Genomic DNA, 14,839 nt, shown 5'->3' on the forward strand with positions numbered 1-14,839 from the left:
TCACCATAAATGGAGCCTGCGGTTGCGCGCGAAGGCCACGAGGGCCTGGGCGGCGAAAAGGTTGAGGTAGAAGAACGCGACGGCGATGCGCAGCGGAAGCAGCCGGCCGAGCGGTGGTCGGAGACGCGCGACACCGACCAGCAGCAGGCCGCCCACGAGGGCGCCGAAGGTGAGGGCGTACATGGGGTGCCGGGTCGCCAGCAGGGCGCTGCTGACCGTGAGCGCGACCATCAGCCACGGCGCCAGCAGGCGAAGCAGCTTGTGGCTGACGAAACGGAACCAGAGCGGGTTCGACCACGGTGCGAGCAGCCAGGGTTCGAGCTGGACGAGCTGGAAGTTGCCGGCGAGCGTGCGGATCTTGCGGCGACGCTCGTCGTCGGGACCCTGCGACGGCTGGTCCCAGGCCATCGCGCGGGGTTCGAAGACCACCCGCTTGCCCTGCGCGGCAACGCGCATCGGCACGAGCACGTCGTCGAGCACCGTGCCGGCGGGCAACGGGCGGAACAGCGCGCGGCGCATCGCATAGAGCGCGCCGCTGACGCCGATCGTCGAGCCGGAAAGGCTTTCGGCGTGGCGGATGCCTTTTTCGTAGCGCCAGTAGAAGTCGACGCCCTGCGCGAAACCGCTGCGCACGTTCTCCATGTGCAGCTCGCCGCCGACGGCCCCCACCGTCGGATCGGCGAGGTTGGCCACCAGTTCTTTCAGCGCCACGGGCGAGAGACGCTGACGCACGTCGGTGAACAGCAGCACCTCGCCGCGCGCGGCCATCACGCCGTCGTTCACGCACTCGGCCTTGCCGCGGCGCGTGGCGTGCTCGATCACCGTGAGGCCGGGATCGGTGACGCGGCGCGCCAGTGCGACGGTGCCGTCGCCGCAGCCATCGCAGACCAGCACGATGTCGACGAGGTCGGACGGATAGTCGAGCTGGCGCAGGTTGGCGAGCTTGGCGCGGATGTAGCGTTCGCCGTCGTGGACCGCGATCACGATGCTTACCGTCGGCAGGATGGCCGCGCGGGCCACGAGCCGCGGACGCAGGCGCGCCTGCAGCCAGACCAGCAGCGGATAGCCGGCGAACACGTGGACGATCAGCGCGGCCGATGTCCAGCAGACGATCCATGCGATGAGCGTCATGGTGGCGTTCCCCCCGGGCGCCAGGATCAGCCGCGCCCGAGGAGGCGGCTGAAAAGACCACGTTTCGGCGCGGACGTCGGTGCCGGCGGCGCGATGGCCATTTCGGCGGCGAGCGTTCCAAGCGTGCCGTTCGCGATGTCGAGCAGGTTCAGCTGGACTCCCGAGAGTTTGTGGATGCGTGACGCCATGTCGACCGCGAGCAGCGAGTGACCGCCGACGTCGAAGAAGTTGTCGCTGGTGCGTACCTGCGTCATGCCCAGCAGTTCCGTCCACACCGACGCGAGCAGGCGTTCGCTTTCGGTGCGCGGCTCGGTGGTTTCCGGCACCGTGCCGACGCGGGTGTCGCTCGGCATCGGCAGCGCGGCGGCGTCGATCTCCCCCGTCGCCAGCAGCGGCAGCGCATCGAGCATCACGAGGTGGGCGGGCATCGACCAGGCAGGCAGCCACGCGGCCAGCGCGGCACGGAGACCTTCGGCGTCGGGCGGATTGCCGGGCGCGCCGACCGCGTAGGCGTCGATCCGCAGGAGCCCGTCCGCGTCGGTGCGCGGGAGGGCCAGCGCGCGGACCACGCCCACCTGCGCGAGCAGCAGGGCCTCGATCGCGGCGGGCTCGACGTCGAGCCCGTGACGGCGTACGCGCCGGTCCGCGCGATCGAGAACGTGCAGCTGACCATCCGCGAGCCAGCGGCCGCGATAGCCGGTGCGCTGGAGGCGGTCGTCGCCGGGCTGGCGTTCGCCGACGGCGCGGTTGCCGAAGGGTGCCGCCAGCGTGCGGCCCGCGACGGCGATCTCGCCGGTCGCGCCGATCGGGCACGGTTCGCCCGCATCGTCGAGTACCCACAGTTCGGTGCTCGCCACCGGGCGCCCTTCGTGCAACGCCCCCACGTCGCCCGTCATGCGTCCGCCGGTGGCGACCGGCGCGGACATCGCGTCGCCGAAGAGCGTCCACAGGCTCGCGGTCGACGCGGCGAGGCGCGAGGCGAGTTGCGCGGTGGGTGCGCCGCCTTTGGCCACGGCGACGAGATGAGCGTCGCCTGACCAACCGTGGGCGAGCAGGGCCTGCCAGGTTTCGGCCGTGCCGAGGAACAGTTCGAGCGCGGGTAGCGTGGTGGCGCCGCGGCGCGTGTCGTGGATGACCCAGGTGGCGCCTTGCGCGAAAGCGAGCAGCGGTTCGATCGCCGACATCGGATCGGCGGGCAGGGCGTCGCCCGAGATGCGCCACCCGGCCTGTACGCCGAGCATGTCGGCGAGACCTTCGACGGTGCGCGACAGGGCGCGGTGCGACAGCGCGGCACCGCGTGCCTTGCCGTCGGAGCCCGGGCTATGGAAGGCGATGAACGAGGCGTCCGGGTCGCGCGGTGCGCGAACGAAGGTGTCGACGTGGGCGGCATCGAGCTCGGCGTGATCGGCGTCGAGCCAGACGGCACAGGCGCGCGGCCAGTCGAGCGTCGCTTCGAGCGCCGCGTCGCCCATCAGCACCGTAACGCGTCCGTCGGCGAGAACGTCGCGCAGGCGCGCGGTGGGATCGGCACGGTCGAGCAGGAGTGCCGTGCCGCCAGTGAGCGCGACGGCCAGCAGGCCGGCGAGGCGGTCGCCGCCGCCGTCGACGCAGAGGCCCACGACGCTGCCGGGCAGCGCGCCCCGCTCGCGCAGCAGCGTCGCCATGCGGGTGGCGCGACGGAGCAGGGACGCATACGAGGTCTCGCGCGAACCGTCGACGACGGCGATCGCGTCGGGCGAAGCCTCGACCGAGGCCTGGAACAGCGCGACGACGTCCTCGGGCAGGCGGCCGGTGGACACCGTGGCGTTCCAGTCGCGCATCTGCTCGCGCTCGGCGCGCGTGGCGGCGGTCAGCGAGCCGACCGCGATCGAGGGATTGGCGACGACGGCGTGCATCATGCCGAGGTAGCGCTCGCGCATCATGCGGGCCGTATCGGCACGCAGCAGGTCGGCGTTGTACGTGACGCCGCCGACCATCCCGGCGTGACCCTCGAGGAACCACAGGCCGAGGTCCTCCGTGGCGCCGCTCTGGAAGAGCAGGATCTGCTCGTGCGCCAGGCCCGCCCAGTCCACCACGCGCTGACGCGCGTCCTGGAAGGAGAACAGCGCCTGGTACAGCGTCGCGCCGGCACCCTGGCCGACGCGCAGCTCGCGCTGCAGGTATTCGAGCGGCACGTCGGGGTGGCCGAACGCTTCGATGGCCGTGCGCTTCACGTGGCGAACGAATTCGAGGAAGGACAGCGCGGGATCGACGGTGACGTGCAGCGGCAGCAGATTGTTGAAGTAACCCATGACCGATTCGACCTCGGTCTGGTTGCGTCCGCGCACGGGCGTGCCGACGACGAGGTCGTGCTGGCCGGCGGAGCTCGAGAGCATCGCGTAGTACAGCGCGAGCAGCGTCATGTTGAGCGTGGCGTCGGCCTGGCGCGCCACCTCGTGCATGGCGTCGGTATCGTCGCGCGACACGCGGATCCACTCGGTGCGGCCGAGGCCGGACATGCCGGGGCGGCGCGGATGATCCGTCGGCAGCGCGCGGACTTCGCCCATGTGGGCCAGGCGCTCGCGCCAGAACGACAGCTGCCGCTGGAACGCGTCGGACTCGAGCCAATGGGCATGCCACTCGGCGAAGTCGCCGTAGGTGACCGGCAGCGGCGCGAGCGGCGACGGCTGGCCGGCGGCGAACGCGCGGTACAGCGCGGACAGTTCGTTGTAGAGGATGTCGAACGACCAGCCGTCCCAGATGATGTGGTGCGGCATGAAGAACAGGGCATGCTCGTCGTCGGCCAGCCGGAACATGCGCGCGCTGAACAGCGGCGCCCGGCCGAGGTCGAACGGCGTGTCCGTCAGTTCCTGAAGCCGCGCCATCAGATGCGCTTCGCGCTCGTCCGGCGGCAGGTGGCTCAGGTCTTCCGCCGGGAACAGCGGATACTCCAGCCGCGGCTGGACGGCCTGCACGATGTCCTTGCCCTGGTCGACGAAAGCGGTACGCATGATCGGCTGACGCTGGATCAGCGCCTGGAACGCCATGTCGAAGGCGTGCTCGTCCAGCCGGCCACGCAGGCGATGGGCAGACGGCGCGTTGTACGTGACACGGCCCGGATGCATGCGCTCCAGCGCCCACAGGCGCCGCTGCATCAGCGAGAGCGGCGCGTGGTCCTGCCGTGCGTCGTCGCGATGGTCGATCGGCGCGGTCGCCGGCGCGGTGCCCGTCGCCACCTGACCACGGATCGCGGCGGCGAGCTGCTCGATGGTCGGCGCGTCGAACAGCGTGCGGAACGACAGCGTGACCTCGAATTCGCGGTTGAGGCGCGCGGTGAGCTGCGCGGCGAGGAGCGAGTGTCCGCCGAGGGCGAAGAAATCGTCGCGGATGTCGAGCTCGGGCAGCGCGAGCACCGCTTCCATGGCCGCGGCCACGCGGCGCTCGTCGTCGTTGCGTGGGCCGACCCGTTCGCCGGGCGTCGCGATGGAATGGGCGATCGGCGGCGGCAGTGCCTTGCGGTCGATCTTGCCGTTGGGCAGCAGCGGAATCGCGTCGAGCACGAGGATGTGCTGCGGCACCATGTAGTCGGGCAGGCGCGCGCGCAACGCGGTGCGCAGCGAGTCCTCGTCGGGCATGGCGCCGTCCCGACCCACGACGTACGCGACGAGGCGCACGTCGCCGGGGCGGTCCTCCCGCGCCATCGCGACCGCGCGGGCCACGGTCGGCACGTCGGCGAGTACGCTCTCGATCTCGCCCGGCTCGATGCGGTAGCCGCGCACTTTCACCTGGAAGTCGAGACGACCCAGGTGCTCGAGCAGGCCGTTGCTCAGCCAGCGGCCGCGGTCGCCGGTGCGGTACATGCGGGAGTCGGGTGCTTCGGACCACGGATCGGCGACGAATTTCTCTGCCGTCAGCTCCGGGCGATCGAGGTAGCCGAGCGTGACGCCGGCACCGCCGATGTGGATCTCGCCGGGCACGCCGAGCGGGCAGTGGTTGCCGCGCTCGTCGAGGATGTGGACGGTGGTATTCGCGATCGGGCGGCCGATGTAGATCCCTTCGCGCGGATCGGACACGCGCCAGTACGTCGAGTACACCGTCGTCTCGGTCGGACCGTAACCATTCCACACCTCGCCGCAGCGATCGAGCAGTGCTTCGGCGAGATCGACCGGCAGCGGTTCGCCACCGGACACGGCGCGGAACGCGGGGCGCCCCGTCCAGCCCGCGTCGACCAGCAGGCGCCAGCCGGCCGGCGTCGCCTGCATCATCGTGGCGTCGCTTTCCTCGATCAGGCGGCGCAGCTGTCCGCCGTCGCGCACGTCGTCCCGACCGGCGACAACGATCTCCGCGCCACTGGTCAGCGGCAGCAGCAGTTCCATGAAGGCGATGTCGAACGACAGCGTCGTGACCGCCACCAGGCGGTCGTCGGGTGCGATGCCCGGCACGCGCTGCATGCTGGTGAGGAAGTTGGCGGCCGCACGGTGCGGCACGCGCACGCCCTTCGGACGGCCGGTGGATCCGGAGGTGAAGATCACGTACGCGACGGAATCGGGCGTGGCGGCACGACGATTGCGTTCCGGGCGTTCGAACGACGCGCGCGCGACTTCGTCGCTGTTCAGCGCGAGGACGCGGGCGGCATCGAAGGCGAACGACAGCGGCGTATCGTCGTCGACGACCAGTGCCGCGAGCGACGCGTCCTCGGCCATGAAGGCGAGGCGGTCGGCGGGAAACGCGGGATCCAGCGGCACGTAACCGGCGCCGGATTTCAGTACGCCGAGCACGGCAGCCACCATGTCGATGCCGCGTGCCAGCGAGAGACCGACGAGGTCGCCATGCCCGATACCGCGGCCGCGCAGCGCGTTGCCGATGCGATTGGCGCGCGATTCCAGCGCGGCGTAGGTCAGCGCACGGTCGGCATGACGCACGGCGGCGCGCTCGGGCGCGCGGTCGGTCTGCTGCTCGAAGAATTCGTGGGCGAGGCGCAGTTCGGGGAACGGCGTCGGCGCGGGCTGCAGCGCGGCCAGCTCGCGGTAGACGGCGTCCGAGACCAGCGGCAGCGACAGCGCCTGTACGGACGGATCGACCGCGGCCTGGCGAAGCAGCGTCACGAAGGCATCGAGCCAGCCCTGGATCGTGGTGCCTTCGTACAGGTCGGCGTTGTACTGGCATTCCAGACGAAGACCGCCGTCGACCTGCACCGCGTTGACGAACAGCTCGAAGTTTTCGTACTCGCGCGGCACGGCTTCGACGTCGAAGCGCAGGCCGGGGAAGGTGACGGTCGATTCGTCGAGCTGCGCGTCGAGGTTGAAGAGCACGGCGACCAGCGGCAGGCGCGACGGATCGCGCGCGACCGACAGGCGGGCGAGCAGGCTGCCCAGCGTGTAGCGCTGGTGTTCGAAAGCATCGAGAAGGCCGTTGCGGACGTCGCCGAGCACGTTCGCGAACGTCGCGGTCTCTTCCACACGCGCTCGCAGCGGCAGCACGTTGACGGCGTGGCCCACGACGTTGTCGAGGCCTTCCGCGGCCTGGCCCGCCGTGGGGATGCCGATCACCACGTCGTCCTGTCCCGCGATACGGCGGAGCAGCACGGCGAAACCGGTGAGCAGCGTGGCGTAGAAGCTCGCGCCGTGGGACGCGCCGAGTCGCTTGATCGCGGCGACGTCCACGGTGTCGAGCATGCGGTCTTCGCGCCGTGAGGTGAACGTCCGACGGCGGGGACGGGAGCGGTCCGTAGGGAGGTCGAGTACCGGGACCGGGCCGGCGAACCGGTCGAGCCAGTACGTTTCGTCCTCCCGGGCCGTCCCGCTGCCGGCGTGTGCAGCCTCGGCCAACGCGAAGTTCGAGAACGCGCCCGCGTCGCCCGGGCCGTCGCCCTTGCCGGTGCGCTGCGCGTAAAGCGCGGCGAGATCGCGGACGATCACGCCGAAGGACCATCCGTCGCACACGATATGGTGCGCGGCGATGGTCAGCAGATGGCGGTCGTGCGCGAGGCGGAAGAGCTCCGCGCGGACCAGGGGGCCGTTCTCGAGATCGAACGGCGTGGTGACGATGCGCGAGAATGCCGCCATCAGGCGGGCGTCGATCTCGAACGGCGCGAGGAGCGACACGTCGTGGAATGCGATCGGCATCGTCGTGTGCTCGGCCACGAACATGCCTTCGCCGTCGCCGGAGAAGGTGGCGCGCAAGGCCTCGTGTCGGTCCACGAGACCCTGCAGGGCCCATTCGAGGGCCGGGACGTCGAGCAAGCCCTTGAGGGTGAGTGAGATCGCCTCGTTGTACGCCAGCGAGGCTTCCGGCTCCAGCCGGGATGCCAGCCACACCTCGCGTTGCGCGGCCGTCGTCGGCACGAGGCGCGACAGCGGCGCGCCGGCGAACGGGTCGTAGTCGACCGCCGTGGCGGCGGCCAGCTCGTTGGGCGTCATGCGGTAACCCTCAGGTACTTGCCCGGCGCATCCGGGTTGGGAACGAACCACGCGGGCCTGCCTTCGGGATCCTTGCCGAGACGGGCGCCGGGAACCGGCGGCTGTTCGGCATCGAAGGTCGCGGCGCCGCGACGGCGCGGCAGGAATTCCGCTTCCTGCATTTCGAGAATGGATTCGCGGAACGCGTTGGCGATCGCCGCGAAATCGGCATCGCTGTGCGCGGTGGTGAAGAAGCACGGGAAGTTGTCGAGGATGTGGATGCCGCGGCTGCGCATCATGGCGAAGAGCAGGTCCTGCAGCGGATGGTCCTCGGTGAAACCCGTCTTCCACACGGAGGCGAAGTGCACGATGTGCACCGGCGCGCCGACGCTGTCGCAGAAGGCGTTGAGTTCGTCCGCCATCGCGGTGACCTTCGCGTTCAGCGACGCCTGCAGCGCCGGACCCTGCTCGGCCAGGTGGTTCAGCACCGCGTGCGCGGCGGCGAGGGCTAGCGGGTGACGGACGAACGTGCCGGCGAAGTAGGTGACGCCGACCGTCGGCGTGGAATCGTCGCCGAACTGCCAGTGGCCGCCGTCGAGCGCATCCATGAAGCGGCGCTTGCCGGCGATCACGCCGATCGGGAAGCCGCCGCCGACCACCTTGCCGTACGAGGCCATGTCGGCGTCGATGCCGAGCACTTCCTGCGCGCCGCGCGGATGCGCGCGGAAGCCGGTGACCACTTCGTCGAAGATGAGCAGCGAGCCCGCTTCTTCGGTGATGGCGCGCAGCTCGCGGAGGAACTCGACCGGCTGGAAGTCCGGGCGGCGGCTCTGCACCGGCTCGACCAGCACGGCCGCGATCGACGAGGCGCGCTCGCGGATGATGGCGAGCGATTCGGGTGTGCCGTAGTCCAGCACGAGCACGTGTTCGGAGGTGTTACGCAGGATGCCCGGGGCGGCCGGCACCGAGGTCAGCTTCTTCGTGCCGCGCACGATCACTTCGTCGAAGATGCCATGGTACGAGCCGGTGAAGATCACCAGCGTGTCGCGGCCCGTGACGGTCCGCGCCACGCGCACGCAGCCCATCACGGCTTCGGAGCCCGTGTTGCACAGCGCGGCACGGTCGAAGCCGGTCATGTCGCAGACCTGCTTCGCCACGATGCCGGCGAGCGGATGCTGCGGGCCGATCTCGTAGCCGGCCTCCAGCTGCGTGCGGACGGTGTCGAGCACGAAGTCGGGCTGCCAGCCGAAGAGATTCATGCCGAAGCCGTTGAGCGCGTCGACGTACTGATTGCCGTCGAGGTCCCACACCTTCGAGCCCTTGGAACGCTCGATCACGATCTGGTAGACGATTTCCTTCAGCAGCGGGCGGAAGCCGTTGACCACGCGGGGATCCGCGAGGTGGCCGCGGTGCGCTTCGGTGTACGCCTTCGAGGCCTTGGTCCGCTCGATGTAGCGGCGCATGAAGGCGTCGAGGCGCGCACGCTGCCGCGTCGAGAGGTCGGTGCTCGCGTTGTGGATGCGCGCGATGGCACCGAAGGCCTTCTTGACGTCGTAGGTGGTGTGGGCGAGCGCGGCCTCTTCGTCGTTGGCGGCGGCGGTCGTGCTTGCCGGGCCGTACGGCGCACTGGCCGGCAGCGACGCTGCCGGATCGCCAGCAGGGCTGGCTCCCACCGGAGCGGCGACCGTGAGGGGCTGAGGCGCGGGAGCGGCGGCTCCCGCCAGCAACGCCAACTGCTCCCGCATGATCTGCATCTGCTGCGCGATCACGTCCTGGACCAGTCCGCCACCGGCGGCGATCGCCGCCGGTGCCGCCGCCGCGACCGGAGCGGCGACCGCCGCCGTCGCGGGCGCTGCCGGCTGGGCTTCAGCCGGCAACAGGCGATCGATGTGTGCCGCGAGCCGTTCGAAGGACGAGCAGCCGTCCATCAGTTCGCGGAACGTGATTTTCAATGCATAGGTCTTCTGTAGCTGCAGCGCCACCTGGGTGAGCGACAGCGAATCCAGCCCCAGCTCGACGAAGTTCGCCCCCGGATCGACGCCGTCGAGTTCGGTGCCGGACACGTCTTCGAACAGGGCGACCAGCTCGCCGGCGAGACGGCGCGGGCGGTCGGAACTGGCAGGCACGGAAGGCATCGGCATGGGGGGCTCCGGAACGACGGCAAGGGCAATGGCGGGTGCCGCGACGGGCGCGGACACGCTGTTGATAGGGGTCAGCGAGGCAGGCAGGCGCGCGTCGATCCAGTGGCGCTTGCGCTCGAACGGATAGGTGGGCAGGCGGACGCGACGACGATTCGCGCGGTGATCGAACGCGTCGGTGGCGACGCTGGCGCCGGCGGCCCACAGCGCGCCGGCGGCCCCGAGCCACGCCGCGCGCTCGTCTGCGGGACCGTCGCCGAGCGAGGCGACGATCGTGCGGCCGCGGCTCTGCGCATGCTGGCGTGCAAGCAACGCCAGGCTCGGGCGCGGGCCGACCTCGAGGAAAGCATGACGGCTGTCTTCCAGCGCATGCAGCAGCGCGGGAGAGAAGCGGACGGTGTGACGGAGATGGCGCGCCCAGTAATCCGGCGAGGTCGCATCCGCGTCGGTCAGCGGCGCGCCCGTGAGCGTGGACACGATGCGGATCGTCGGCGGGGACAGCGCGATGGCCGCGACCTCGGCGCGAAACGCGTCGAGCACCGGATCCATCATCGTCGAGTGGAACGCGTGCGAGGTGTGCAGCAGGCGGCAGGCGACGCCTTCGGCTTCCATCGCGGCGCGAAACGCCTCGATATCGCCGGTGGCGCCGGACACGACGCTGGCGTTGGTCGCGTTCTCGGCCGCGAGAGAAAGAACGTCCGGGAGCCGCGCGCGCAGTTCGGCGGCGCCCAGACGAACGGAAAGCATGGCGCCGGCCGGCAGCGCCTGCATCAGGCGCCCGCGGCGTGCGACGAGCCGGGCGGCGTCGCCGAGCGGCATCACGCCGGCGAGCACCGCTGCCGCGAATTCGCCGATGCTGTGGCCGATCATCGCGACGGGGGTCACGCCGAGGCTTATCCAGAGGCGGGCGAGGGCATATTCCAGGGCGAACGTCGCGGGCTGGGTCAGTTCGGTCGCCTTGAGCGCCTCGGCGTCGTCGGCGAACATGCGATCGCGCAGGTCGAAGCCGAGTTCGTCGCGCAGCGCGCAAGCGACCTCGTCGAGCGCGGCGCGGAACACGGGCTCGGTGGCATGAAGTTCGCGACCCATGCCCGCGTACTGCGAGCCCTGGCCGGGAAACAGGAACACGATGCCGGGCGCCGGGTCGACGCAGGCGCGGCACATCGCGGCCGCGGCGATGTCGCGCAGCTTCGTCACGGCGTCCGATGCGGAAAGCGCCACGACGTGGCTGCGCTGCGTGAAGGCCTTGCGACCGCGCGCGAGCGTCCACGCCGTGTCGGCGAGGTTGCCGTCCGGATGGGCGGCCAGATGATCGGCCAGTCGCGCGGCGGCGTCGCCCAGCGCGGTCGGCGTGCGCGCGGAAAGCAGCAGCAGCTGCGCGCCGCTGGCGGCGTCCGACGGCACCCGTTCCGGCGCTTCTTCGAGCACCACGTGCGCGTTGGTGCCGCCGACGCCGAACGAGCTGACACCGGCGCGCAAAGGGCCACCGGACGTCTGCCACGGGCGCAGCGTGTCGTTCACCACGAAGGGCGACGCGGCGAGGTTCAGGCGCGGATTCGCGGCGGTGAAGTGCAGCGACGGGGGCAGGCGCCGTTCGCACAGCGCGAGCGCGGTCTTGATGACGCTGGCCGCGCCCGCGGCCATCACGAGGTGGCCCACGTTGCTCTTCAGCGAACCGAGCGCGCAGAAGCCCGTGTCGTCGGTACCCTGGCGGAACGCCGCCGTCAGGCCTTCCAGTTCGATCGGATCGCCGAGCGGCGTGGCGGTGCCATGCGCTTCGACGTAAGAGATGTCGCGCGGCGACACACCGGCATCCTGCAGCGCCATGGTGATCACCGCGGCCTGGCCGGCGGCGTTCGGCGCGGTGAAACTCGCCTTGATCGCGCCGTCGTTGTTCACGGCCGCGCCGCGGATCACGGCATAGACCGGGTCGCCGTCACGCAGCGCGTCGGACAGCCGCTTGAGCAGCACCACCGCCGCGCCGTCGCTGAAGACGGTGCCCTGCGCGTCCACGTCGAACGTGCGCGTGTGGCCGTCGGGCGAGAGCATGGAGCCTTCCTGCGCGACGTAACCGCTGTGCGGCGGGCAGGCGATGGAAGAGCCGCCGGCGAGCGCCATGTGGCAGCGGCCGGCGCGCAGCGCGTCGAACGCCTGCGCGATGGCGACGAGCGACGTGGAGCACGCGGTGTTGAGGCTGATCGCCGGACCGGTGAGGTTGAGCTTGTGCGCGACGCGCGTCGCCAGGTAGTCCTTCTCGTTGCCGAGCATCACCTGGAACGCGCCGAGCTTATCGATGAGGTCCGGGCGGCCGCTGATGTGCTTCTGGTAATACGTGGCGTTGTGCATGCCGCCGAACACGCCGACCGGGGTTTCCTGCCCGTCGGGCACGTAACCGCCGCGCTCGAGGCACTCCCAGCACAGCTCGAGAAAGAGACGCTGCTGCGGGTCGGTGAGTTCGGCTTCACGCGGCGACATGCCGAAGAAGCTGGCATCGAACTGTTCCACGTCGTCGAGCACGCCGCGCGCGGCGACGTAACCCGGGTCCTCGCGCTCGGCGGCGCCGATGGCCGGGTCGAGTTCCTCGGGACGGAAGAAGCGGATCGACTCGCGCCCGGCGCAGAGGTTGTCCCAGAACGTCTCGACGTCCGGCGCACCGGGGAAGCGGCCAGCCATCGCGATGATCGCCACCGGCTCGCCCGCCGCCGGCGCGCCGCCCGCCAGGCGCCCTGCCAGGACCTGACGGGTGGCGCGCCCCTCGATCGTGGCCGCCACGGCGGCCGGGGTCGGCTGCGCGAAGAAGCCGACGAGGGTCGGTACGGGCGACACGTCCGCGTGCACGCGCGCCATGGTGCGCGTGGCGAGCAGGGACGTGCCGCCGAGGTCGAAGAAGTTGTCGTCGCGACCGACGCGGTCGATGCCGAGGATCTCGCCGAAGAGGCGGCAGAGCGTGGCTTCGACGTCGTTGCGCGGGGCGACGAAGGGGGCGGCGAGCTCCGGTCGCGCGTTGTCCGGCGCGGGCAGGGCGCGGCGATCGAGCTTGCCGTTCTCGTTCACCGGCAGCGCGTCGAGGCGCATCCAGGCGACGGGCAGCATGTAGTCGGGGAGCGTGCGCGCGAGATCGTCTCGTAGGCCGCGCGCGGTGACGGAGGCGTCGGAGGCGACGTAGTAGGCGACGAGGCGCTTCTCGCCCGGGACGTCCTCGCGTGCGATCACGGCCGCGGCGACCACGCCGGGCAGCGCGCGCAGGGCCATATCGATCTCGCCGGTCTCGATGCGGTAACCGCGGATCTTCACCTGGCCATCGGCACGGCCGACGAAGGCGAGATTGCCGTCCGGCAGCCAGTGCACCAGATCGCCCGTGCGATAGCGCGTGCCGCCCGCGACGAAACGCTCCGCGGTGAGTTCCGGCCGGTTGAGGTAGCCGCGCGCGACACCGGTACCGCCGATGAAGAGCTCGCCGGTCTCCCCCACGGCGACCTCGTTGCCCTCGGCGTCGAGCACGTGCAGCGAGGTCTCGCCGATCGGACGGCCGATGGGGATAGGCTGGTCGTCGGCGAACGTGCGCGGGATCGGGTACGTCGTCGCGAACGTGGTGCATTCCGTCGGACCGTAACCGTTGATCAGCGTCGTGGCGGGCAGAGCGGCGTAGGCCTTGCGCACGTGCGGCACGGAGAGCGCTTCGCCGCCCGTGAGCACGGTGCGCAGGCCCGCGAGATTCGACGCGTCGTCGTCGACGATGGCGTTGAACAGCGCGGCCGTGAGCCAGGCGATCTCGGCGCCATGCGCCGCCACCGTGCGCGCGATGCCGCAACCCGTCGGCACGCGCTCGCCGTAGACGATGCAGGTGCCGCCGTTGAGCAGGGGCGCGAAGATCTCGAACGTCGACGCGTCGAAACCGAGCGGCGCGGCGTGAAGCACCTTCGGCGCGTCGAAGTCGATGTAATCCGAGCGGAGCACGAGGCGAAGGATCGCGCGATGGCGGATCTCGACACCCTTCGGCGTGCCGGTCGAGCCGGAGGTGTACATGCAGTAGGCGAGATCGTCGCCGCCGTGGGAAGCGCTCCCACAGGGGGGCTCTGCGAACGAACCGCCTTCGAGCTCAGCGACCGTGAACGTCGGCACCTCGTCGGCATCGAAGGCGAACCCGTCGTCGATCACCACCGCCGCCACGTCCGCGTCGCGCAGCGCGAAGGCGACGCGCTCCGCCGGCCAGCGCGTATCGATCGGAAGATAGGCGGCGCCGGCCTTGAGCACGCCGAGCAGTGCCACGACCGCTTCGACCGAACGCTCCATCAGCAGCGCCACGTAGCCGCCCGGCTCGACGCCCGCGGCGACCAGCGACGCGGCGATACGATCGCTGCGCGCGTCGAGCGTCGCATAGGTGAGCGACTGACCATCGGCCACGAGCGCCACACGGTGCGGCCACCGCGCGGCCACGGCGGCGAAGCGGCCATGGACCGTGGATGCGTCGTGGCGGAGCGGGGATGATGCGTCGTTCATGGCGTGGCCTCGTACCCGTGGGGAGAGCACGAGGGCATAGGCCGGATGGCCGAGGGCGGCATCACGCAGGCTGGCAGGGCGCTTGTCGCGTCCCGCGTCGCCGCGTCGTGGTCTCCGTTGCCCCTCGTCCCGCGTGCCGTGCCTTCGGCTTTCATGCGATCCCCCTTTATTGCGCGATGGCCGGATGGACCTTCACGCTCTGGGAATCTTTATATCGCCGGGGTCGGGGTCGGCATATACAACTGGCGCGCTAGCCGGGGTGGGCAAATGGCCGATAGTGGGCGAAAAAAAGGCCGGCGGAACGTCCGCCGGCCTGTCGGAAGCGATGCGGAGTTCGCGCGGGTTCAGCGCTTCATCACGGAGAAACCGAGCTGACGAGGTAATACACACGCGTGCCTGTTCCGTCGCTTGCGAAGATTTTGGCCTTTCCGGCGGCCATGGCCTGGATATCGCTCTTGGCCATATTCAGCACGCGGACGATGGCGGGCGCGTCCGACGAGTAGATGTATGGGAGGCTTCCTCCGCTCGCGTTGCGTGAAGCGAAGTCCCCGACGTGCAGTCTCATGGGGGTGATATCGATATAGAACGGATCCGGCGTATTGCCGGTGACGGTGACGAGATAACTTCCCTCGGCACCGGCGGTGTCGCTGGCGGTGATCGTGGCGGCGCCATCGGCTCTGGATTCGATGCCGC

General features: G+C 70.4%; 4 protein-coding genes. All 4 read right to left on the reverse strand.

All coding sequences use genetic code 11. The annotated features are described in order from the left end of the window. Positions 1 to 1,131 (reverse strand): glycosyltransferase family 2 protein, encoded by a 1,131-nt coding sequence (locus BMX32_RS16660; protein WP_089980903.1) that lies wholly within the window; start codon positions 1,129 to 1,131, stop codon positions 1 to 3. A 26-nt stretch (positions 1,132 to 1,157) separates the two neighbouring features. Continuing rightward, positions 1,158 to 7,529, reverse strand: coding sequence for a non-ribosomal peptide synthetase (locus BMX32_RS16665; RefSeq protein ID WP_089980905.1), 6,372 nt, complete (start codon positions 7,527 to 7,529; stop codon positions 1,158 to 1,160). Further along, a complete protein-coding gene (locus tag BMX32_RS16670; protein WP_089980906.1) occupies positions 7,526 to 14,146 on the reverse strand; it encodes a type I polyketide synthase in 6,621 nt (2,206 codons plus the stop codon). The genes BMX32_RS16665 and BMX32_RS16670 overlap by 4 nt, the downstream gene beginning before the upstream one ends. 355 nt (positions 14,147 to 14,501) lie before the next feature. Further along, the coding region (locus BMX32_RS18755; protein ID WP_211664249.1) for a hypothetical protein at positions 14,502 to 14,839 on the reverse strand (338 nt) is incomplete at its 5' end.

Origin of the sequence: Luteibacter sp. UNCMF331Sha3.1 (assembly GCF_900109915.1) — a bacterium.
Taxonomy (GTDB): domain Bacteria; phylum Pseudomonadota; class Gammaproteobacteria; order Xanthomonadales; family Rhodanobacteraceae; genus Luteibacter.